This window comes from Burkholderia sp. GW821-FHT14F03 (assembly GCF_058803765.1).
In genome coordinates, this window is record NZ_JBXAPG010000050.1 from 31,603 (window position 1) to 52,199 (window position 20,597).

Consider the following 20,597-nt stretch of genomic DNA (forward strand, 5'->3'; position numbering starts at 1 on the left):
GTAAGACGCCGGTCGGTGTCTATTATTCCATCAAGCAGAGGAAAAAATTTTCGTGGAATAAAGCGGTGCGGGTGGCGTCCTACGCGGGTTCGACAATGATCTGACGATCGGGAGCACATTCATGGAGCGATCTTCTTCCTCTTCTTCGCCGCAGCGCGAGCCCGGGCGCGGGTGGTGGCGCTGGGCCGCGATCGGCGGCGCGGTGGCCGGCGTGGCCGTCGCGTTCGGGTATGCGGGCGGGTGGCTCGCGCCCGCGCGTCTGACCCCGCAGCGGCTCGTCGATGCGCTGCAGGCCAACGGCGGCGTTCATCCGGGTTACCGGCGCAATCACGCGAAGGGCGTGTGCGTGACCGGCTATTTCGAAGGCAACGGGGCCGCGAGCGCGTATTCGGTCGCGCCGTTCTTCAAGGCGGTGCGCACGCCGGTGGTCGGGCGCTTCGCGTTGCCGGGCGGGAATCCTTACGCGGCCGACAGCAGCGTGCCGATCCGCAGCCTCGCGCTGAAGCTGACCGCGCCCGACGGCGAGCAATGGCGGACCGGAATGAACGCGATGCCCGTGTTTCCCGTGGCGACGCCGCAGGCGTTTTACGCGCTGACGGTGGCGACCCACCCCGATCCGGCGACGGGCAAGCCCGATCCGGCGAAGGCCAAGGCGTTTTTCGGCGGGCATCCGGAGACGGGCGCGTTCCTGCAGTGGGTGAAGGGGGCGAAGCCGAGCGCGAGTTACGTCACGGAAAGTTATTACGGATTGAATGCGTTCTACTTCGTCGACGCGGACGGCCGGCGGCAGGCGGTGCGGTGGCGGGTCGTGCCGGAGCAGGCGGCGGGCGCCGGGGACGTCGCGACGGCCGCGGATCCGAACGTGTTGCAGCAGGACGTGACGCAGCGCATGGCGATGGGCGCGCAGAAATGGAAGCTGCTGGTCACGCTGGCGGAACCCGGCGACCCGGTGGACGACGCGACGAAGGTCTGGCCCGCGCAGCGGACGACGATCGATGCGGGGACGCTCGTGCTCGACCGCGTGGAGGCGCAGGACAGCGGGCCGTGCCGGGATGTGAACTACGACCCGACGGTGCTGCCGCAGGGGATTCAGGTATCGGAGGATCCGTTGCTGGCGGCGAGGTCGGCGGCCTATGCGGATTCGTATCTGCGGCGGACCAGCGAAGAGGCCGGCGTGGCGGGCGTGGCGCGATTGAGTGCGGAGGGACGGTGATGAAGGCTTCTACGACATTTGCCTGGCCGGCGAGGGTGCTGCATTGGGTGATGGCCGCGATGATCGTCGCGATGCTGTTTATCGGCGTGGGGATGGTGTCGTCGGTCTCCGGGCGGCATGCGGTGCTGGTGGCGATCCACAAGCCCCTGGGGATCGCCGTGCTGGCGCTGGCGTGCGTGCGGATCGTGGTGCGGCTCGCGTCGACGCCGCCGGCATTGCCCGAGGATCTGCCCGGGTGGCAGAAGTTCGCCGCTCACGGGTCGCATCTCGTGCTGTATGCGCTGATGGTCGCGATGCCGTTGATCGGGTGGGCGATGCTCTCGGCCGGCGGCTATCCGGTGACGCTGGGCGGCGGCGTGCAGCTGCCGGCGCTGGTGCCGGCCGATCCGGCGGCGTTTGCGTGGCTCAGGGTCGCGCATCGGCTGTTGGCCTATCTGTTCTTCGCGACCTTCCTCGCGCATTTCGCCGCCGCGCTCTATCACGGGCTGATCCGGCGGGATGGGGTGCTGAGGGCGATGGTCGGGCGCGGATGAGGGCGGCTTGCGTTTCGCGGCGGTGGTGACGGTCGCCGAAGGCGGCCGTCGGCAACGCGCGGTGGTGTCGCCCGGCCGACGTCACCGCGCCGTCTCGGCAGACCGGGTTCGATCCACGGACATCGGGCGCCGGACATCGGGCGTCGGCGATTCCCGTCGCCGAAGGCTCCGGTCGATTTCATCGAGCGTGAATGCGCCCGGATCGCCACCGGACATCGCGTACGCAGGGCCGGCGACCGGCAGTCGAGCCGGCCGCATCCCCTTTCGAACCCTCAGAGCGTCATGCTCATTTCATGCCACGCCATGCCGCCGTGCGTCGACGCGGAGGGCCGTTCGTAACGGAAGCCGAGCCGCTCATACAGCGCGACATGGCGGTCCTTGCACATCAGATGCAGCGTGCGCTTGCCGAGCGCCTTCATGCGCTCGACGAACGCGCGCATCATGCGCGTGGCATGGCCGCGCCCCTGGTGACGCGGATCGATCGCCACCGACATGATCACGACGCGCGGCCCGTCCGGATCGTGCCCGACCAGCTCCTTGAACGCTTCGTCCGACATCACGACCTCATGCGCGCAGCCGCTGTTGATGAAGCCGATGACCTCGCCGTCCTGCTCCATCACGAGGAAGCCGGCCGGATACCGGCGGATCCGCGTGGCGATCTTCTCGCGGGTGGCGGCTTCGTCGCCTTCGTAGGCGGACGCCTCGATGGCATGGCACGACGCGAGATCGTGCGGGGAAACGATGCGGAAGCAAGGATCGGACATACGATTCGACTCGACGAAAAAGCAGCCCCGGACTGCGGGAAACGCGGGTCTTGCATGGTACGCGCCGCGCGCCGGCCCTGCGCTGAAATTCGCTCAGCGGACCGTGCACGGCATGCATGCGGCGCGCGCGCCTTCAGCCGTTGCGCGCCAGCGCCGCATGCGTGTTTTATCGACTTCACGGCCGGCGACCGGGCGGTCCGTTGCACGGGACGCCGGTCGCGATGGCGGCGGCGTCCCGTTGGGGGCGCGGCGCCGGATCAGCGGCCGCGCAGGAACCGTTCGACGGCGAACGGACGCGGATCGACGAAGGGCGGCGCGCCCGTCATCAGGTCCGCGAGCAGCCGGCCCGTGGCCGGGCCGAGCGTGAAACCATGGTGGGCGTGGCCGAACGCGAACCAGAGATCGCGGTGGCGCGGGGCCGCGCCGATCACCGGCAGCATGTCCGGCGTGCAGGGACGACAGCCGAGCCAGGGCGTGTCGTCGACGCGCGCGCCGAGCGGGAACAGGTCGCGCGCGACCGGCTCGACGGCGTTCAGCTGGACGGGCGTGGGCGGTGCGTCGCGGCTTGCCAGCTCGATGGCGGTGGTCAGGCGGATGCCGCGCGTCATGGGCGTGATCAGATAGCCGTGCTCGACATCGAGGACCGGGCGGTTCAGGCGCGCGCCCGGTTGCGGCGCGTAGTGCATGTGATAGCCGCGCTTGACCGCGAGCGGCAGTGCGTAGCCGAGCCGCGCGCACAGCAGGTCGGACCAGGGCCCGAGCGCGATCACGGCGCTGTGCGCGTCGAGCGGCCCCGCGTCGGTGTGCACGCGCCAGCCGGCTTCGAGCGTCAGCGCGTCGCCGCGCACGACGCGCCCGCCGAGTCGCTCGAAATAACGGGCGTAGGCGGCGACGAGCGCCTGCGGATCGCTGATCGAGCACGAATCGGCGTAGCGCAGCGCGCCGATCAGCGCGGGATTGAGCGAGGGTTCGGCGGCGCGCAGCGCGGCCGCGTCGAGCGTGTCGAAGCGCACGCCGTATTCGGTGCGCCAGCGTTCGGCGTCGCGGGTCTCGGCATCGCGCGCGCGGGCGCTGCGGAATACCTTGAGCCAGCCGCCGTCGCGCAGCAGTTCGCCGGCGTTCGCCGCGCCGATCAGCGCGCGGTGCTCGCTCACGCAATGCGCGATCAGCGGGGCATAGGCGCGCGCGATCGCCGCGTGCCGGTCCGGCCGTGAATGACGCCAGTAGCGATACAGGAACGGCGCGAGCGCCGGCAGCGCGGCGGCGTGGTAGCGCACGTCGGGCGAACCGTTCAGCGCGTATCGCAGCAGCGCGCCGAGGCCGCGCGGGAACGCATACGGATAGACCCCTTCGCGCTGGATCAGCCCGGCGTTGCCGAACGACGTCTCGCCGCCGGGCGCGCCGCGCTCGACGAGCGCGACGGACAGCCCGCGCTGTTGCAGATGCACGGCGACGGACACGCCGATCATGCCGCCGCCGAGGACGAGCGTATCGAATTTCATTGGAGGTTCCTGGTGGGCGCGCGGCTCAGGCGAGCGCGGTGACGGCGATCTCCACGTCGAGACCGGGCTTCATCGGCCGCGACTGAACGCAGGCGCGGGTCGGCGCGTGGCCGGCGGGCACCCAGGCGTCCCGGACCGCGTTGAACGCGTCGAAGTGCGCGGCGTCGCTGAGCCACACGTTGGCGGTGACGAGGCGGGGCTTGTCGACGCCCGCCGCCGCGAGCAGCGCGTCAATGCGCGCGAGCACCTCGGCGGCTTGCACCGCGAGCGGCGCGCCCGCGCTGTCGGGCACCTGGCCCGCGAGAGGCACGATGCCGTTCGCGATGACGACCTGGCTCATGCGGGCGCCGGTCTGGAGACGCTGGATTTCACGGGACATGATGGCGACCTTCGAGACGCCGGCCGCGGCGGCGGGCGGGGGTGGAAAAAAGCGGGCGACCGCGCCGGACGGCGCGGGGCGGCCGGCTCGCCGCGAGGCGCGGGCAGCCGGGCGTTCGGAGGAAGCGGGCGCTGGCGGCGGGCCGCCCGATGCTAGAGTGATCATCCCGTCCCTTCCGTGGCGATTTCGATGAAAATTATCATATACGAGAAAAGTAATTCTCGTATATGACAAAATCTGTATTCACGCGCAGTCCGCCGAGTATCCGCATGCCCCGATCGACCGATGTCTTTCCGCCTTCGCCCGCCGAGCCGACGCAGCTCGACCACCAGACCGTCGGCGCGCGCCTGCGCGACGCGCGCAAGGCGCGCGGCCTGACGCTCGCGGCGCTGTCCGAGCGCTCGGGCATTGCGGTCTCGACGATCTCGAAGGCCGAGCGGGGCGATATCGCGCTGACCTACGACAAGTTCGCGGCGCTGACCCAGGCGCTCGGGCTCGACTTCGACGCGGTGTTCCGCCGCGCGGAGACGCCGCCGGGCGGCGCGCTCGCGCCGTCGTTCACGGCGGCGGGGCGGCAGATGGTTTACGACACGCCGAACTATGCCTACGGGATGCTCGCGAACGACCTGATCGGCAAGCGCATGGTGCCGGTGCGCGCGCGGATCCACGCGCGCGCGCTGAGCGATTTCCCCGAGTACATCCGGCATGCGGGGGAGGAGTTCGTGTTCGTGTTGAGCGGCGAACTGGAATTGCGCTTCGAGACGGGCGCCGCGTTCCGGCTTGTGGCCGGCGATAGCTTGTATTTCGACAGCGGCGTCGGGCATGTGTACCTGAATCTCGGGGACGAGGATGCGGAGGTGGTTGCGTGCTGCCTCGGGGACGTCGGCGAGCGGCCGCGCAACGCGATTTGAGCGCGTGGGGGCGGGGCGGGCTGGGCGTCGAAAAAAATCTTGGCGGACCGCGACGGATTTTGCCGCCTGCGGCGTTTAATCCGCAACGGGGCCGCGTCGGCCCCCGCGTGGAGAAACCCGCATGTCGCGCCTTGTCACCCGTGTTGCGCCCTTTGCCGCGCCGGCTTGTTGCCGCGCGGCCGTCGTATATTGACGAGGCGCGCGCGGTCGCGTCGCGCCCAACCCTATGCCGGCCCTTGTCCTTTCGTTCCGGGAGTTTCCAGGTGAGCAATCACCGCATCGCCGTGGTTCGGATGCGCGGCGGCCGTGCGCGGAGCGTGCGCCGTTGAACGAGCACGATCCCGACGCGGAACTGGTGGCGCGGGTCGGCGAGCGCGATCCGGCCGCCGTGCGCACGCTCGTCGCGCGCAAGCTGCCGCGCCTGCTCGCGCTCGCGACGCGCCTGCTCGGCGACCGGATGGAGGCCGAGGACGTCGCGCAGGAGGCCTTCGTGCGCGTCTGGAAGCAGGCGCCGGGCTGGCGCACCGGCGAAGCGAAGTTCGATACGTGGCTGCATCGCGTCGCGCTGAACCTGTGTTATGACCGGCTGCGCGGGCACCGCGAGGAGCCGGTCGAGGTCATGCCCGAGACGCCCGACCCCGGCCCGACGCCCGATGCGCGGCTCGAATCCCGCGCGCGCGATGCGCGGGTGCGCGCCGCGCTGGCGGCGCTGCCGGCGCGGCAACGGGAGGCGCTGGTGCTGAATTACTACCAGGAGCTGTCGAACCTGGAGGCCGCGGCGCTGATGGGGATCAGCGTCGACGCGTTGGAAAGCCTGCTCGCCCGCGCGCGGCGCGGCTTGCGCGCACAACTGGCCGGCAGCGGCCCCGAAGAGGACTTGCGATGACACCCGAGAGATTCCGTGCAATCGTCGACGCCTACGGCGCTGACGCGGCCCGCTGGCCGCTTTCCGAGCGCGATGATGCGCAGGCGTGGGCCAGTGCGCATCGTCGCGAGGCGGAGGGGATGCTTGAGGCCGCTGCGTCGCTCGATGATTGGCTCGCGTGTGATGTGGCGGTGCGGCCGGATGAGGCGCTCTATCGTCGGATCGTGGCGGGGGCGCCGGTGCGGGCCGGGCGGGTGAGGTGGGTTGGGTTTGGGTGGCCTGGCGTCGCGCTGGCGGGGATCGGGATTGTGGGCGGGGTGGCTTGCGCGTTCATGGTGTCGTTCATGCTCGTGACCGGGGCAACGCGTGGCGGGTATGACGCGCCGGAATCGTCGTATCTGGCGACCGGGTTCGGACATGCCTCGGAATGGAGCGGCGAATGAACGACCGCTCGTTGAAATTCACCCTGCTCGGGTCGGTGATCGTCAATGCGTTCCTGCTGGGCGGGATCGCGGGGGCGGCTTATGCGTGGTATGCGGGGGGGCATGGGAAGGTGGGGGCGCCGGCGCAGGCGCATCCGTTGAGGTTTGCTGCGAATGGGTTGTCTGATGCGCGCCAGGAGGCGTTCGCCGATGCGTTGAAGGATGCGCGGCATGACGGGAAGGCGTTTGCGCGCGCCGGGCATGACGGGCGGCAGGATGTGTTGGGGTTGTTGGCCGCGCCGCAGTTGGATCGTGCCGCGCTCGATGCGGCGCTTGCTCGGACCAGGGAAGCGGATAGTGCGTTGCGTGCGCGGGTCGAGCAAGGGGTGGCGGATTTTGCGGGGACGCTGACGCAGCAGGAACGGGCGAAGTTCGCGGAAGGGCTGCGCGAGAATGGGCAGTGGCGGTTGCCGGCGCCGAGGAAGCCGGGGGCGGCTGGGCAGTGAGGGGGGAGGTTTGGTTGTATTTGTGAAGTCTTAATGGACGCTTCTTTTCTTCGTGAGAGGATGCCGACGGTCAGGTGTGCAGCTTCGTTGCGGGCGCATCGGGTTCCGTTCTATGGATTTCACGTCTCGCATTCATGTCATTCAATCCACCGCGGGAAATTGCCCGATTTATCGGTGACGCCACGCTGGTGCCCGATACCGTCGGCGAATCGCCGTGCTCCGTTCGGCATTTCTTGCGTCGTGGCCACCGTCACTGAAGTTGAAGGGGAATGTCCATTGTACGGTGCCTGATTATCTTGGGTGGGACTACATTGCCATGGATGTCGCAGTACACCACGAGGCCCGGATGATCAGGATCACCGCATAGCGTGTAAGGTCCGTTTGAGGTTGCCATGCCTGGTGCCGCTGGCGCTGCAGCAGGTGCCAAAACCGGTGCGACTGCCGCCGTGTCAGAGACTTTAATGAGTGCCGCGGTGCCATCGTCGTCGACAGCCCAGGCCGTGCTTCGCAAGAATGGATTCGGGCCGACCGATATGTGAATTGCCGCTTTCTCGCTTGCTGCGACTACGTGTTTACCAACCGGAAGAATGACATCGGCGCTCGGCACAAAGCTGACAGTAATGGTGTTCTCGTCTGTCAACTTTGACTCTACTCCACCTCCGACCGTAAACGGACCAACACCTACCTGTACTTGACCATTCGCGTCGGTTAGGTAAGTGATATCGAGTTGAAATGTATTTCCTAGATCTGCTTGAGGCGCCAGCGGGTTCAAAGCAGAGAAGCAAGGTAGCGGGTCACCGTTCGCACTATTTTTCTGTGCCGCTTCTATCAGACCAGCCCGTAGAAGCAGGAGCGCTTTAGCAATGGGGGCGTCGTCGAGACTTGTATTCTGAAGCTTTGTATCCTTATAGATATCGGCATAGTAACCAGACGGCTCGAGCCACTCGTTAAACACCAACGTGCTGGTAGCTACGTTCTCGGTTGAGAGGGATGGTTTGATAGTCAGCACCGGGGTGATCTTGCCGCTGGCATTTCCGGAAATAGTCGTATCGAGTTTTGTCAACAAAGTCACCTTGATGCTTGTGATATTGAAGTCGATCGAACCGTCACCGCACCAGAATCCACCACCCTTGGGGCTTGCGAATTTCTGTGAGGGTTGTCGGGTTTTCTGGACTAGATAGACACCCACTTGTCGTTTAATGTCGGTTTGCACGTCTTGCACACGACTGAGATCAATTGCCGTTACGGCACTGCCACAGCCTGTAAGTAGTGTAGCCCAAATTGTAGAGGAAAAATTCAAGATATTGAATAATCGCGCAAGAATCTTCATGGTTCCCCTCCGCGGAGTCGAAAGAGACAAGGTGTTGGCGAATTTTTGCTAAGCGAATGAAATTTGCGACGTAAAGATCGGACGGAAATATGCTTGGGTAGATAATTCGTTATTGATTTAATTAAATCCCAGTTTCTATTTCGGAGATATTATTATTTTATATTTGATATTTATTTTTCATGTTTGAACGTTCGGTATGATTGGCGTGTCTCTGGAGTAGTTACTGATTTTAATTAAAAATTAAGATGCTGTGCGTTCTGCCAGTCCTCTATATGCGCAACTCCGAACAGTGGTTGGTACATTCGTGTACCAACCTGTTGGGTCGAAAAGTCGGCGTGTTTCGTTATATATTTGATGTTCCTCCTGAGGCAGTGATTGAAGTGAAGCAGTCGCATGAATGGCGGATTCCATGGATTTGATAAGCGAGAGAGGTTGCCCGAATACCGACAGTCAGTCTTGCGTTCCCCCGGTGTTCCACGATGTCTCTTTTACTTGTTAGGGCCGTGCTCCCTCTGCCGCCGTATCTCACGCTCCTTCAAGAGCCGCGGCATCAGTTCCTTGATGTACTCTCTCGCATCGCCCCGCGTTGACACTCGCGCGAAGCGCTGGTGCGCGGCGTCCTTGCCGACCAGATCCACGTGGGCCTTGCGCAGCACGTACAGCAGCCCCATCAACGTGCTGGACTCGGGCACGCGTTCATGGTCGCGCTTATGCGCGGATGTCGTCTTGTTCATGTTCCTATACTCGTCGGGCAGTCCTGGCGACACGTTTGAGTGATCAGCGACAGCACGTCCCTAGCATTCTCGTCACGATCCGTCAGCGGTTGCAGGCCAAACAGGCGTTCAACAGTCGCGAGCACCGAGCTGTGATCGTACGGTGTGTTATCGACCTGCCCTTGAGCAACCCAAGGCGACACAACGATCGCGGGAACGCGCACGCCATAGACATCGAATCCGAATCCACTGGCGTTCAGCGTCGCGGCCGCGCCGTCGTTCGGAGGAACAGCGTGACCGGGCTTAACTGAATCGTAGAAGCCACCATGCTCGTCATAAAGAATCAGCAAAAGGCTCCGATCCCACAACGGCGAGTTACGGATCGCGCCATACACACGGGCAACGAGTTGGTCACCCGCGGCAAGAGTGTCCATCGGATGCTGCGAACTCCCGTTCTCATACGTATCGCTCACAACATCGCCGTAACCCGGTTCGATGAACGTATAGCGAGCCGTATACCCCGAGGCGAGATCCGCTTCGAAGTGCGACAGATCGTCGACATCCGTAAAACTGATGCCCTTGATCGACGCGACCTGCGGTATGCGGCCGAGTAGGTCCCCTAGATGATCCTGATAAAGACGGTAGTAGCCTTTACCGAGCGCATCGAAAATCGATCCTTTCGGATAGCCGAAGCCATCCAGGTTCTCCCATATGGCCATTTCCGCCGAGGTCGGCGAATGATCGAGCCCGGCCGACGACGCGCCATGCAGGAAATAACGATTCGGCCAGGTCGGACCGGGCAACGACGAATGCCACCCGTCACAAAGAACGAACTCCGTCGCAAGCTGGAACAGCGCGGGACACTGCGTACGGGCGTCGACGCCTTTCATGACGTCCCCCACGTCGCCGCTTTGCGGCGGCGTGCCTTGAGTCCGGGTGGTCGCATAGTTCGAGACGAAACCGGAGTTGTCGACGGAGGGATAGGGCTGCCCTTGTTGAAACTTCGCATTCGCGCCGCACAGCTGCTCAAGCACATCCGTGAATTCATGCCCGGGATCAGTGGGCATCGGGTCGGGCGCGCCGTCGCCGAACGCATAGGTAGCACCGTTGTAGGTATTGGCGTTTCCATTGGTAGCAGCGACGATTCCAGGAATACCGGACAGCGCGAACAGATGGTCGAAGGACCGGTTTTCCAGCATCAGCACGAATACGTGCTGGATGATCTGGTCCAAACCGTTACCGGCCGCAGCGTTTGCATTCATGAATGCGTACTCCCGTAGGTCACACGACGGCCGGTCTATTTTTCTGATTTCGTGGACGTCGGATCACGCAGAATCTTCGCTGCATCAGACGCAGCTTTTTGCCCCGTTGCCATGTTCGCCCCTCGAAATACTCTCATCGATTGATGCGGTCGATTGACCATAATCCTATGAAGGGGTAAGCGAAATTTCAAGGCATCCATGTTCCGAGGAACATGCCCGACATCCGCCGCCAAGCAACCATTCGGCGATGCAGCACTGACGGTTTCCTTACTGCACATAATCCCTTGGCTGCACCGCCAACTCGAGAACCGAACCCGCCCGTAAAACCGTGAGCCTGATAGGCGCGTCATCGCGCGTCCTAAGCCTGGACTTGATCGCCAACACCACGGCCCCCGATACCTCCCGCCCATTGATCCCGATAACGCGATCGCCTTCCCGCAGCCCGACCTCGGCCGCCGGCGAACTTTCCCTGACATAGCTGACGTTTGCCACACCGCTGTTCGCATACTCGATCCCGAAACCCGCTCTGTTATAAGCCGAGGGAAGAGGGCGGCGAGACACATCGGATTGCGCGATCCACAGCCGCCGCGCCTTGTAATCGAACGTCACGGCGCACGACCCCAGCAATGCGTCGCCCACATCGGCGGCGAATTCCGAATCGGTGTTCAGCCCGCTGTCGACGCTGGAAAACATGCCGATGACATCGGCAAAGGTCACGGTTCCGATCGTGACCGACGAGATTCGCCCGGCCTGGATCGTGCTGCCTCCGCCCACGGCGGACAGCGATCCCCCGATGTCATACAGCCGCTCGGGCATTGCCGTGGGATGCGCGATACCGAACGTCCGATTGACGAGAAGCGCTCCATTGAATCCGGTATCGAGCCAGAAATAGTCGGCCACGCCATTCATCGCGCCTTCCACCACGGGCACGGTGTGATCGAGCGCGATGACAGAAGCCGCCGAACCGCCGGCCGTCGCCTCTCCAGGTTGAAGCGAGAGGCTGATCGTCCGGTTGGGAAAATCGAAAGTGGTTGTAAACCGCGCAAGCACTTCATAGCCGATCAACCCGGCATCCTGCGGGGCGACGCCATTCGAAGCGCCGTCCCTGATGGAAACAAACTGATCTCGCAGATGGGCCGACCCGATGCGCAGATCCCCGATCTTCGCGAAGCGGATCGTGGTCGCCGCACCGGTTATCCCCGTCTCCTGTCCTTTCCCGAACAGCTTGAGTCCCGCGGCATCGGCGGCGGCCCGCGACATCATCAGCGCGCCGCCGCTGTCGAACAGGAAGCTGAACGGTCCTTTCCCGTTGATGAAGACGTTGACGCGTGGTTTCCCGCTTCCATCCATCGGAATCGTCGTGGTGTCGCCGCCGTCGATCCAATGATCGCTCGACGTGGATGCCGGTTTTTGGGCGCGTTCATCGACCTGATCCGAGGCAGCGCCCGTCCGCACCCGAACGGCGCGCAGATCCCACTGATTCCCGTCGCGATCCACGATGCGTTGCCTGAAAGGAATGACGCGATTGCCAACGCGACGATAGTCCGAGTAGGTCGTCGAGGCGACATCCGGTTCGTCTCTCCGGGACCAGCGCAGCGGCAGATGCGTCACGCGGGAAATCCAGGCGGTTGTCGCCTTGCCGCCTTGCGGCGATACGCGCAGCGTGTCGGCGGGCGTTCCGTTGAGCGGCTCGGTGCCCGACGACCGGATGCTTGCCGGCCAGCACTTATTCGCTATTCCGCCGCTCAGCCAATAGGCATCGCTCACGATGCCTTCCCGATAGCCGGCGAAATCCGCGTCGCTGACGATGCCGCCGGCATCCTTGACCCATGCCCGAGCACCCGATACGCCGAAAGAGAAATCCGCGGGGCCCGTATCGGTAACCTGGAGCGTCGCTATGTGTCTGCGCGGATCGACCGCCGCGAAGAACTTCCCGACGAGCCCCTTGGAACGGGCGGTCCCTTCGATCAGGAACGGACGACAGTCCGTCAGCCCATTGGAAGAGGAGGGAATATCACCGGGGCTGCTCATGCTTTGTCCCGTAACCGGGCGCGCCGCTCCGCTATCCGCCCGTACCGCACCGGCCGTCAAGGCAGCGACGCCCAACACGATCGAGCAAGAAATTTGGACAGGGATGAATCGCGGAGCAGGCATAGGCAGGCTGTACGAACCGAATGCGAGGGAAATCGATTCTACGATGCGCAAAAATTGCCGACATCAACCGGGCCGCCGGGAATACGCAAGCCTCCAACCCATCGCCATCCAACACGAAATCCCGGCGCATATCATTGACCGAACGCCGACTCGCCACCCCGCATTCGACCGGAACGCCCGGAAAGCAAAAAAATTCGCCGCAACCGCGACGGATTCCCACGCCCCCTCCGTTTAACGTTCATCTCTCCCGCGCGAAGGAACGAGCATGTCCCCCTCTCCCGATCCGGCCTCAGCGGCGATCGCGATGAACCGCTTCGGGCTCGGCGCGCGTCCGGACGAAGCGCCGCCCGCCGATCCCGCTGCGTGGCTGCGCGCGCAGCTCGACCATTACGACCCGGCATCCGCCGCGTGGGCGTCGGAACCCGATTCCGCGACCCTGTTCGGCGCATACGCGCAAACCCGCCAGCAGGAAAACCGCGCCCGCGCCGCCAAAGCCCCCTCGGACACCCCTACGGCATCGACATCCGGCGCGGCCTCCGGCACGGACCCCGCCCAGCAAGCCACGCGCAAGATGCTGCGCGCCGAGGTCGGCGACCGTTACCGCTCGGCGGTCGACGCTCGCGTCAACAGCGCGCTCGTCACGCCGACGCCCTTCGTCGAACGTCTCGTGCATTTCTGGGCGAACCACTTCGCGGTCTCCACCGAGAAACCCCAGGTCGCGATGCTCGCGGGCGCATTCGAACGCGAAGCGATCCGTCCGCACGTGCTCGGCCGCTTCGAGGACATGCTGGTCGCCGTCGAGCAACATCCGGCAATGCAGTTTTTCCTCGACCAGAGTGTCTCGGTCGGCCCCGACAGCCCGGCCGCGATGCGCGCCGCGCAGCGCAATCCGGCTCGCCCCCGCGGCCTCAACGAGAACCTCGCGCGCGAAATCATGGAACTGCACACGCTCGGCGTGCGCAGCGGCTACACCCAGCAGGACGTGACGGAATTCGCGCGCGCCTTGACCGGCTGGAGCGTCGCGAATCTCCAGGACGCGACGCGCCTGGGCGCGACCCCGGGCACCTTCGTGTTCCGGCCGGCGCTGCACGAGCCGGGCTCGCGCACGGTGCTCGGCCGGCGCTATGACGACAACGGCGAAGGCCAGGCCCGCGCGGTGCTGCACGACCTCGCCGTCGCACCCGCCACCGCGAAGCACGTCGCCACCCAACTGGCCCGGCATGTCGTCGGCGACCAGCCGCCGCCCGCGCTGGTCGAACGCCTCGCCGCGCGCTTCACCGAAAGCGGCGGCGATCTCCCGACGCTATACCGCACGCTGATCGACGCCCCGGAGGCCTGGTCGCCCGCGCCCGCGAAGTTCAAGACGCCGTGGGACTGGACCCTGTCCGCGATGCGCGGCCTCGGCTGGCGCGAGGTGGGCAACCTGCGCGCCGCGCCGCTGCTGACCCAGCTCGGCCAGCCCGTCTGGCGGCCCGGCTCGCCGGCGGGCTATGACGATCTGGCCGCGAGTTGGGCCGCGCCCGACGCGCTGGTGCGGCGCGTCGAGGTCGCGCAGCGCTTCGCGGCGCGCGCGGGCGATGCGTTCGATCCGCGCGCGCTCGGCGCGCAGCTGTTGCCGGGCACGCTGGGCGCGCCGACCGCGCAGGCGATCGCGCGCGCCGAAAGCACCTCGACCGCGCTCGCGCTGTTGATGGTGTCGCCGGATTTCCTGAGGAGATAGCACGATGATGTCCCGCCGCCATTTCATCCGCGTCGCCGCCGCCGGCGCGGGCGCGCTGCTCGTCGCGCCGCGCATCGCGTTCGCGCGCGCCGGCACCGAGCAGCGTTTCGTGTTCGTGATCCAGCGCGGCGCCGCCGACGGGCTCAACATCGTCGTGCCGTACGCCGAGCCCGCCTATGCGACCTTGCGCGGTCCGCTCGCCGTGGACCCGGCCGCCGCGACCAAGCTCGACGGCACTTTCGCCCTGCATCCGTCGCTGGTCGAGACCGCGAAGCTGTACGCGGCGCGGCAGGCGTTGTTCGTGCATGCGATCGCCTCTCCGTACCGCGACCGTTCCCATTTCGACGGCCAGAACGTGCTGGAAACGGGCGGCCGCGCGCCGTACCAGGTGAAGGACGGCTGGCTCAACCGGCTCGCGGGCCTCTTGCCGCCCGCGCGCACGCCGGCGATCGCGTTCGCGCCGACCGTGCCGGCCGCGCTGCGCGGGCGCGTCGAGGTGGCGTCGTACGCGCCGTCGGGCCTGCCGCCCGCGCCGGACGATCTGCTCGCGCGCGTGACCGACCTGTATGGCCGCGACGCGCAGCTGCGCCCGTTGTGGGACGAAGCGATGGCCGCGCGCGGGCTCGCGGGCGATGCCAAGGCGCGGCAGGACCCGGCGGGGCTCGGCAAGTTCGCGGCGACGTTCCTCGCGCGCGACGACGGGCCGCGGCTCGCGATGATCGAGACGGGCGGCTGGGATACGCACAGCGCGCAGAACCCGCGCCTCGCCACGCAGCTGAAGGGGCTCGACACGCTGCTCGCGGCGTTGCGCGACGGGCTCGGGCCGGTGTGGGACCGCACCACGGTGCTGGTGGCGACCGAGTTCGGCCGCACGGCGGCCGTGAACGGCACGGGCGGCACCGATCACGGCACCGCGTCGGCGGCGCTGCTGGTCGGCGGCGCGGTGACGGGCGGCCGCGTGATCGCGGACTGGCCGGGATTGCGCCCGGGCGATCTGTACGAGGCCCGCGACCTTCGCCCCACGGCGGCGCTCGATGCGCTGATCGCGGGCGCGGCGGCCGAGAGCCTCGGGCTCGATCCGCAGCGCACGGCCGCGACGCTGTTCTCGCAGGCGGGTGCGTCGCCGCGTCCGATGAGCGGCCTGGTGCGAACCTGAACGCGATGCGGTCGGACGAGCGGGGAAGGGTTTTTTGCAGTCAACGTGTGTTTTAAAACAAGGCGAACAGGTGTGTCGATGAAGAGGAATGTGCCGGTGCGGAGTCTGGTGTGGGCGGCGGGGGTGGCTGTCGTGTTGTCGGCGTGCGTGGTGGAGCCGGCGCGGCCGCCGCAGCCCGAGCCGATCGTGGAGGTGATGCCTGTCGCGCCGGGGCCGGCCTATCACTGGGTCAAGGGTCACTACCGTTGGGAAGGCAACCATTGGGGCTGGGTGCATGGCCGCTGGGCCCAGGGGTATTGATGTGTGAACGGCGTCGTGGAGCGGCGTGTCGCGAAGGGCGGCGGCGGGTGAGCGAGTGCGCTTGATGGACGCGTATACGCTGGTCGGGCTTGCTTGGGTCGTGGTGATCGTCGTGGGCGACTGGCTGGTGGCGCGCTGGCTGCGCGACGACGAGGAGGAAGACGGCGAACGCGCGACGCGCCCGCCGTCGACACGCGGCGCGCGGGAGCCCGAGGCAGGCCGGACGGATGAGGAGACCCGGCCGGGCGCGGGCGCGGCCGGCGCATCCGTGCGGGACGGCGCGTCGCGCATGGAGGCGCAGCCGCGTTGTGCCGCCGTTGCGCAGCGCGTCGCCGAATCGGGCCGCGCGGCCGGTTCGACGCCGCCGCCGAACGGGCGCGACGACGATACACCGGAGGCGAAGCCGTGACGCCGCGTCCCACCGCCCGCGAGCATTATTTCCGCACCAGCCGTTGATAAGGAAACAGCGAACCGGCCGGCAGGAAGACAAACTGCTGCGGATCGCGCACGGGTGTCACGCTGCTGATCGATTGATACGGATGGACGGGCCCGCCGCTGGCCTGACGCCACGTAAAGCCTGGAAACGTCTTGTCCGGATAGGATTCGAGGTAGCGCTTGATCTGGGCCCGGACATCGTCCTCGTTGCCGGCGGTGCCGAGGATGACCGTGTCGTCGATCTTGCCCGTCGCGCCGAATCCCCCGAATTTCCCGAAATGCCGGGTGGGCTCGGTAAACACGTCGAGTATGCCGAAGCGCGCGTCGCGGCCGGCGTCCAGTGAGTAGATGTAGCCGAAAGTGGCCGCTTCATCGCGATCCAGGCCCTTGATCGAGGACAGCGCGTGATCCCAATGCCCATTGGGCGGGGTCGCGCCGGGGACGATGTTGATCAATCGGCCGGTCGGCCAGCGCACCATGTTCACGCCGGATTCGAATGCCGTGAGCCGCCCCGGCTCGCGGATCCTCCAGCCCTTGAAGTAGAGCAGCGCCTTGCTCTCGAAGGCCCAGCTTCCGTCGTCGAGCGTGAGCTGCAGGATCGGCTCGCCGTTGTCGACGAGGTCTTTGAGGGTGCTCAGCCTGGTGATGCCGTCGCCGAGCTTGTCCTTCACGGCCTGCCGAATCACCAGTTGCTCAGGCTCTCCGCGCCCGTTCCGCACGATCGTCACGGCCGTGATGGTCAGCGTGTTGGTGGGGAAGAAGCCCGTTCTCGACGTGCGCGTGATGCTGCCGCCATAGCCGAGTATGTCCTGCACCCGTCCCTGGGTCGTGTCGCCGTAGATCCAGGAGAGCACCTTCGATTGCACGATCGAGGCCGCGGCCAGCGCGATCCCCGCTTCCTGGACGATGCCGGTCTTGGAGACGATGAGGCCCACCACGCCGTAGATTTCCCCGAGGGCGGAAAGAAACGTATCCCGGAGTTCGACGTTGTCGCTCGAATCGGACAGCATGCAGTTGTAGACCGCCGCCGTGCCGCCGTTGCCCGTGACGTCGTTGTAGACCGTGGTGGTGGTCGAGATGAATCCCCTCGCGGCGGGCAGGTCGGGATAGTGGATGCGAAGCGTGAAGGCGGGCGTCGCCGGATGCTCAGGGTCGTTGACCGCCACGCTCAGCAGCGCGCCGTGTTCGCCGATGGCGACGTCGAACGAGCAATTGTCGTCGTGCTCGATACGGAACCAGGGGCCGGCCGCGGCGATTTCCGTCGAGATGATCCTGCCGGCCAGTTTCCGGGCGGAGGCGGGCTCGGTGCTGTCTGCGTGTCCGTGCCATTGGGTGATCACAGGTTTCCCGACTTCGATCCCGTCCGGAAACATCATCACGAGACTCTCGCCCACGCGGTGCGACGGCCATTGTGCTACGCCTTGATAGAGATTCATGTTGCATGCCTTCATCGTTGAGAGGTGGAAGGGGAGACCTGGCGCAGCGACGGCGGAAGGCCGGCGGGGGCGGCGGGACGGCCGACGCGGCGCGGACGGTCGATGAGCCTGCGCGGCGAAGCACCTGCTTGCCCGCGCGCAGGCGCGCCTTCGAAACCGGTTGATCCATCGGCGTCGGCGTCGGCTTCGCCGCTTCGCCGCTTCGCCCGCTTCGACGCCGCTTCGTCCGCCGCGCCGCTCGACGCCCGCGATTGCGCTATATCTCTGCCGCAGGTGCGCGACGCGCATGCCCCGTCGTGCGCGCCGTGCGTTCAGGCGCGCACGGCGCGTCCTTGAATCCAAGCGGAAAGACCACTGTCATGAGTTCCTCGTCGATTTCGGCCATCGGGCGCGCATCGCTCCAGCCGCACGTCACGCCCGCGCCAGGCTCGACCAATGTCTCCGCGAGCCCGGCGCCGCCGCGACCGCCCGCGCCGCCGCGCAGCCGTTCGGGCGGGCCGCTCAACCGGTTTCAATCGTTTTCCGCGAACCAGAGCACGCGCACCCAGACCGAGGCCGCGGTCGCGCATGCCACGCCGGCCGCGTCCGTCACGGCCGCCGCCGTGGTCACGACAACCGAGGTGCGGAACGAGCCGGAGGCGGCGACCACGCACACGTCGTCGCCTTCGCCTATCGACGCCTTCCGCGCGCAGGTCCGCGGCATCGCGTTCTCGATGCCGCCGTTGCAGCAGCGGATCGCCGAGCTTGGCAACCTCGTCGAGGCATGCACGACGTTCCTGCATGAACAAGGGACGCTCCGGATCGTCGGTCGTGACGAACTGATCGAACACGTCGCGCGGGACATGGAGGCAGGCGATCAGGCGGCGGCGCACGGTCAAGGTCTGGCCGCTGCGCGTGCATACATCGACACGAGCCTCGCGTCGGGATTCGCCGCGCGGCATCTGGACGGCGCGCCGATCCACGTGCTGGCCGGAGCCGACGGCAGCCACTTCGCGCGTCGCGAGGTGCTGCGCCTGCTGTCGGCGCACGAGGGGCGGACGGAGATCGAGAGGGAAAACAACGACGCGGACCTCGATGAAGCGCTGGCGGAAGCGGTGACGCGTTTGATCGAGCGGGAGCGGGGCGTGGACGTCCCGAACGCCCACCCCCACGCGTATCGCGCGGCGGCCGGGATGCTGCTGGGCCTGGCCGATGCAAGCGAGGGGGGCAAGCGCGGCATGCTGCAGGCCTACGTGCAGGGCGGTGGCGAGAAGACGCTCGTCGATGCGATGGCGGCGCACCGGGAGGCGCGAGCCGGGCACAATCAGAGCGTGGACGACGCGAGCGCGCATGCGCTCATGGCCGGGGTGCTCCGGAAGACGGTCGGCGCACTGCGCGGCCACGTGTCGCTGCAGCAGGCGATCGGCGGCTGCGTCGCGCCGACGATGCCGAAACGGGATGCGGACCCGGGCACGCGGTTCGCACGATAAGCCCGGGCGGGGCCGGCGCGGGGTCGCCCGGCCCCGCACGGTCGACACGATTCACCGTCGCCGCAATACGTCCCGCATCGCCACGATCTCGCCTTCCGTGCGTTCGCCGTTCGCCGCGCGTTCGGCCTGCGCGCGGCCCGCTTCGGTCGCGCGCGCGTGCGCGCTCGCCGGATCGTTCGCAAGCCCGATCTCGATGCGCCGCACGATCAGGCTTTCGATCGCATAGCGCGCCTCGCGCCCGCGCATGCCGAGATCGCGCATCAGCCGGTACGCATTGCCGAGATGCGGGTCCTGTTCGATCCGCTCGCACAGCACGCGCCGCTGCTGCGTGATGGACTGTCCCGGCGCATGCACCGCGCGATGAAACGCATGCAGCGTCGCCGCGCCGTCTCCCGCATAACGGTCGAGGTCGCGATCGATCAGCGTGAGCGCATGCGCGGCCACGAGGTCCGCGCGTTCTTCCTTGCGCGCCGTCGCCTTGCGCTCGTCGATCAGCCGCCCCGGGAAAATCCGTCCGAACAACTGGCGATCCGCATCGAGCCGGCTGTGCTCCTTGAACATCGCGTGCATCGCGTCGCGCGCGGCGGCCGGCGTGTCGACGGGCACCGTCGCCGGATCGAGCGCGAGGCGTCGCGACAGCGCGCCGCGCTCGATCTCGCGCGCCTTGTCGTTGCGCCATTGCTGCTTCACGCCGCGCATGCCCTTGCCGACATCGAGCGCGTTCACGAGCCCGAGCGCGAAGCCCGCCTGCTTCGCGCCGAGCGCCGCGGCCCCGGCCGGCGCGGCGGCGAGCCCGTGCGTGCCGGCGATCAGCGCCGCGCCCGAGGCGATCCCGATCACGTTGCGGCTGAGTTCGTAGCCGGCGCGGCTCATCCGCTTGCCGGCGACTTCATCGCGGATGTAGAGCGTCAGCAGCACGTCTTTCGCATGCGCGCGCTCGGCGGCCCGCTCCGGATCAGCGCCGGCCGCGAGTTTCGCGAGCTTGTCCGGGTCGTAGCGGAACGCGCCGTCGCCGTCGCGGGTCAGGATCAGCGTGTCGAGGCGCGGCCCGGGCCCAGGGCCTCGCGCGGCCGCCCGGAAGGCGCGGACGTCGGCGTCGAGCATCGCGTTCAACTGCTTGTCATAGCGCTTGTGCTTGCGCCAGGAGGCGAACAGCGCATGGCTGTTCAGGCTCGCGCCCGCGCCTTCGTGCGCGAGCCCCGCCGCGAGCGCGCCGATGCCGAGGTGGGTGGCCATCGCGCCGTGTTGCGCCGTGGCGACGGCGTTCAACAGCGGGCCCTCGGGACGGATGCCGTTCAGTTCCAGCGGCGTGAATCCCGGTTCGCCGCGTTCGAACGCCTGCCCGGGCTGACGCGGCGCGGCCGGCACCTGGAACGCGACCGGCTGCGGGGGCGGCGGCGGCGCGACCGCGTTCGCCTCGACGTGCGGAATGCCCTCGAACCAGCGGTCGGCGCGCGCAGGCGCGGGCGGCGTCGGCAGGCGCGGCGGCGCGCCTGCCTGGCGCGCGGGCGGCGCGTCGCGCAGGGG

The 20,597-nt window shown here is 67.0% G+C and carries 22 protein-coding genes; 11 read left to right on the top strand and 11 right to left on the bottom strand.

The annotated features are described in order from the left end of the window. Positions 1-121 precede the first annotated feature (121 nt). Together AC1RQF_RS27370 and AC1RQF_RS27375 are read left to right on the top strand one after the other, a co-directional pair. Positions 122-1,213 (top strand): catalase family peroxidase, encoded by a 1,092-nt coding sequence (locus AC1RQF_RS27370; protein ID WP_273996374.1) that lies wholly within the window; start codon positions 122-124, stop codon positions 1,211-1,213. After that, entirely contained in the window at positions 1,213-1,746 is a 534-nt protein-coding gene (locus AC1RQF_RS27375) for a cytochrome b (RefSeq protein ID WP_492873371.1), read from the top strand. Before AC1RQF_RS27370 ends, AC1RQF_RS27375 begins: the two co-directional genes overlap by 1 nt. 272 nt (positions 1,747-2,018) lie before the next feature. Here AC1RQF_RS27375 and AC1RQF_RS27380 read toward each other — a convergent pair whose 3' ends face one another. The 3 genes from AC1RQF_RS27380 to AC1RQF_RS27390 form a co-directional block, all read right to left on the bottom strand. Beyond that, the gene (locus AC1RQF_RS27380) at positions 2,019-2,510 is read right to left on the bottom strand and encodes a GNAT family N-acetyltransferase (protein ID WP_273996372.1); all 492 of its coding nucleotides are present in this window, start codon (positions 2,508-2,510) and stop codon (positions 2,019-2,021) included. Positions 2,511-2,767: 257 nt separating this feature from the next. Then, the gene (locus AC1RQF_RS27385; protein WP_492873372.1) at positions 2,768-4,012 is read right to left on the bottom strand and encodes an NAD(P)/FAD-dependent oxidoreductase; all 1,245 of its coding nucleotides are present in this window, start codon (positions 4,010-4,012) and stop codon (positions 2,768-2,770) included. Positions 4,013-4,037: 25 nt separating this feature from the next. Further along, the gene (locus AC1RQF_RS27390) at positions 4,038-4,391 is read right to left on the bottom strand and encodes a RidA family protein (protein WP_492873373.1); all 354 of its coding nucleotides are present in this window, start codon (positions 4,389-4,391) and stop codon (positions 4,038-4,040) included. Between the two features lie 269 nt (positions 4,392-4,660). Here AC1RQF_RS27390 and AC1RQF_RS27395 point away from each other — a divergent pair, with 269 nt between their 5' ends. From AC1RQF_RS27395 to AC1RQF_RS27410, 4 genes are all read left to right on the top strand, one after another. After that, positions 4,661-5,302 carry a helix-turn-helix domain-containing protein gene (locus AC1RQF_RS27395; protein ID WP_492873374.1) on the top strand — a complete coding sequence of 214 codons (642 nt, stop codon included), beginning with the start codon at positions 4,661-4,663 and terminating at the stop codon, positions 5,300-5,302. 226 nt (positions 5,303-5,528) lie between these two features. After that, positions 5,529-6,188, top strand: a complete 660-nt coding sequence (locus tag AC1RQF_RS27400) for an RNA polymerase sigma factor (RefSeq protein ID WP_273996369.1) — start codon at positions 5,529-5,531, stop codon at positions 6,186-6,188. Continuing rightward, positions 6,185-6,610 (top strand): hypothetical protein, encoded by a 426-nt coding sequence (locus AC1RQF_RS27405; protein WP_492873375.1) that lies wholly within the window; start codon positions 6,185-6,187, stop codon positions 6,608-6,610. The genes AC1RQF_RS27400 and AC1RQF_RS27405 overlap by 4 nt, the downstream gene beginning before the upstream one ends. Continuing rightward, a complete protein-coding gene (locus AC1RQF_RS27410) occupies positions 6,607-7,095 on the top strand; it encodes a periplasmic heavy metal sensor (protein WP_492873376.1) in 489 nt (162 codons plus the stop codon). Before AC1RQF_RS27405 ends, AC1RQF_RS27410 begins: the two co-directional genes overlap by 4 nt. A gap of 250 nt (positions 7,096-7,345) precedes the next feature. Here AC1RQF_RS27410 and AC1RQF_RS27415 read toward each other — a convergent pair whose 3' ends face one another. The 4 genes from AC1RQF_RS27415 to AC1RQF_RS27430 all read right to left on the bottom strand — a co-directional run bounded on the left by AC1RQF_RS27415 (position 7,346) and on the right by AC1RQF_RS27430 (position 12,431). Beyond that, a complete protein-coding gene (locus AC1RQF_RS27415; RefSeq protein ID WP_492873377.1) occupies positions 7,346-8,425 on the bottom strand; it encodes a hypothetical protein in 1,080 nt (359 codons plus the stop codon). Positions 8,426-8,913: 488 nt separating this feature from the next. Continuing rightward, the gene (locus tag AC1RQF_RS27420; RefSeq protein WP_273996367.1) at positions 8,914-9,159 is read right to left on the bottom strand and encodes a hypothetical protein; all 246 of its coding nucleotides are present in this window, start codon (positions 9,157-9,159) and stop codon (positions 8,914-8,916) included. Continuing rightward, positions 9,156-10,400, bottom strand: a complete 1,245-nt coding sequence (locus AC1RQF_RS27425) for an alkaline phosphatase family protein (protein WP_492873378.1) — start codon at positions 10,398-10,400, stop codon at positions 9,156-9,158. The genes AC1RQF_RS27420 and AC1RQF_RS27425 overlap by 4 nt, the downstream gene beginning before the upstream one ends. A 267-nt stretch (positions 10,401-10,667) precedes the next feature. Beyond that, positions 10,668-12,431 carry a retropepsin-like aspartic protease gene (locus AC1RQF_RS27430; protein ID WP_492873379.1) on the bottom strand — a complete coding sequence of 588 codons (1,764 nt, stop codon included), beginning with the start codon at positions 12,429-12,431 and terminating at the stop codon, positions 10,668-10,670. A gap of 388 nt (positions 12,432-12,819) precedes the next feature. Here AC1RQF_RS27430 and AC1RQF_RS27435 point away from each other — a divergent pair, with 388 nt between their 5' ends. The 4 genes from AC1RQF_RS27435 (at position 12,820) to AC1RQF_RS27450 (ending at position 16,139) form a co-directional block, all read left to right on the top strand. Next, positions 12,820-14,274 (top strand): DUF1800 domain-containing protein, encoded by a 1,455-nt coding sequence (locus AC1RQF_RS27435; protein ID WP_492873380.1) that lies wholly within the window; start codon positions 12,820-12,822, stop codon positions 14,272-14,274. A gap of 4 nt (positions 14,275-14,278) precedes the next feature. Next, positions 14,279-15,430, top strand: a complete 1,152-nt coding sequence (locus AC1RQF_RS27440; protein WP_273996364.1) for a DUF1501 domain-containing protein — start codon at positions 14,279-14,281, stop codon at positions 15,428-15,430. A 78-nt stretch (positions 15,431-15,508) separates the two neighbouring features. Continuing rightward, positions 15,509-15,730, top strand: coding sequence for a hypothetical protein (locus AC1RQF_RS27445; protein ID WP_273996363.1), 222 nt, complete (start codon positions 15,509-15,511; stop codon positions 15,728-15,730). Between the two features lie 64 nt (positions 15,731-15,794). After that, a complete protein-coding gene (locus tag AC1RQF_RS27450; protein ID WP_492873381.1) occupies positions 15,795-16,139 on the top strand; it encodes a hypothetical protein in 345 nt (114 codons plus the stop codon). A gap of 25 nt (positions 16,140-16,164) precedes the next feature. On the opposite strand, the gene AC1RQF_RS27455 is transcribed toward AC1RQF_RS27450, so the two are convergent. From AC1RQF_RS27455 to AC1RQF_RS27465, 3 genes are all read right to left on the bottom strand, one after another. Continuing rightward, on the bottom strand, positions 16,165-17,601 hold the full coding sequence (locus AC1RQF_RS27455; protein ID WP_492873382.1) for a hypothetical protein: 1,437 nt from the start codon (positions 17,599-17,601) through the stop codon (positions 16,165-16,167). 256 nt (positions 17,602-17,857) lie between these two features. Continuing rightward, positions 17,858-18,106 carry a hypothetical protein gene (locus AC1RQF_RS27460; protein WP_492873383.1) on the bottom strand — a complete coding sequence of 83 codons (249 nt, stop codon included), beginning with the start codon at positions 18,104-18,106 and terminating at the stop codon, positions 17,858-17,860. A gap of 6 nt (positions 18,107-18,112) precedes the next feature. Then, positions 18,113-18,304 carry a hypothetical protein gene (locus AC1RQF_RS27465; protein WP_492873384.1) on the bottom strand — a complete coding sequence of 64 codons (192 nt, stop codon included), beginning with the start codon at positions 18,302-18,304 and terminating at the stop codon, positions 18,113-18,115. Positions 18,305-18,323: 19 nt separating this feature from the next. Here AC1RQF_RS27465 and AC1RQF_RS27470 point away from each other — a divergent pair, with 19 nt between their 5' ends. After that, entirely contained in the window at positions 18,324-19,070 is a 747-nt protein-coding gene (locus AC1RQF_RS27470) for a hypothetical protein (RefSeq protein ID WP_492873385.1), read from the top strand. Positions 19,071-19,121: 51 nt separating this feature from the next. Here AC1RQF_RS27470 and AC1RQF_RS27475 read toward each other — a convergent pair. Further along, positions 19,122-20,597: hypothetical protein (locus AC1RQF_RS27475; protein WP_492873386.1), on the bottom strand; the 1,476-nt coding region annotated here is incomplete at its 5' end.

Coding starts and splice junctions, on each gene's coding strand:
- AC1RQF_RS27430 (WP_492873379.1), bottom strand. CDS start 12,431: ATGAGCAGCCCCGGTGATATTCCCTCCTCTTCCAATGGGCTGACGGAC.
- AC1RQF_RS27400 (WP_273996369.1), top strand. CDS start 5,529: ATGCCGGCCCTTGTCCTTTCGTTCCGGGAGTTTCCAGGTGAGCAATCA.
- AC1RQF_RS27380 (WP_273996372.1), bottom strand. CDS start 2,510: ATGTCCGATCCTTGCTTCCGCATCGTTTCCCCGCACGATCTCGCGTCG.
- AC1RQF_RS27405 (WP_492873375.1), top strand. CDS start 6,185: ATGACACCCGAGAGATTCCGTGCAATCGTCGACGCCTACGGCGCTGAC.
- AC1RQF_RS27435 (WP_492873380.1), top strand. CDS start 12,820: ATGTCCCCCTCTCCCGATCCGGCCTCAGCGGCGATCGCGATGAACCGC.
- AC1RQF_RS27455 (WP_492873382.1), bottom strand. CDS start 17,601: ATGAATCTCTATCAAGGCGTAGCACAATGGCCGTCGCACCGCGTGGGC.
- AC1RQF_RS27415 (WP_492873377.1), bottom strand. CDS start 8,425: ATGAAGATTCTTGCGCGATTATTCAATATCTTGAATTTTTCCTCTACA.
- AC1RQF_RS27425 (WP_492873378.1), bottom strand. CDS start 10,400: ATGAATGCAAACGCTGCGGCCGGTAACGGTTTGGACCAGATCATCCAG.
- AC1RQF_RS27465 (WP_492873384.1), bottom strand. CDS start 18,304: ATGCCGCGGACCTGCGCGCGGAAGGCGTCGATAGGCGAAGGCGACGAC.
- AC1RQF_RS27390 (WP_492873373.1), bottom strand. CDS start 4,391: ATGTCCCGTGAAATCCAGCGTCTCCAGACCGGCGCCCGCATGAGCCAG.
- AC1RQF_RS27375 (WP_492873371.1), top strand. CDS start 1,213: ATGAAGGCTTCTACGACATTTGCCTGGCCGGCGAGGGTGCTGCATTGG.
- AC1RQF_RS27410 (WP_492873376.1), top strand. CDS start 6,607: ATGAACGACCGCTCGTTGAAATTCACCCTGCTCGGGTCGGTGATCGTC.
- AC1RQF_RS27440 (WP_273996364.1), top strand. CDS start 14,279: ATGATGTCCCGCCGCCATTTCATCCGCGTCGCCGCCGCCGGCGCGGGC.
- AC1RQF_RS27385 (WP_492873372.1), bottom strand. CDS start 4,012: ATGAAATTCGATACGCTCGTCCTCGGCGGCGGCATGATCGGCGTGTCC.
- AC1RQF_RS27445 (WP_273996363.1), top strand. CDS start 15,509: ATGAAGAGGAATGTGCCGGTGCGGAGTCTGGTGTGGGCGGCGGGGGTG.
- AC1RQF_RS27395 (WP_492873374.1), top strand. CDS start 4,661: ATGCCCCGATCGACCGATGTCTTTCCGCCTTCGCCCGCCGAGCCGACG.
- AC1RQF_RS27450 (WP_492873381.1), top strand. CDS start 15,795: ATGGACGCGTATACGCTGGTCGGGCTTGCTTGGGTCGTGGTGATCGTC.
- AC1RQF_RS27420 (WP_273996367.1), bottom strand. CDS start 9,159: ATGAACAAGACGACATCCGCGCATAAGCGCGACCATGAACGCGTGCCC.
- AC1RQF_RS27370 (WP_273996374.1), top strand. CDS start 122: ATGGAGCGATCTTCTTCCTCTTCTTCGCCGCAGCGCGAGCCCGGGCGC.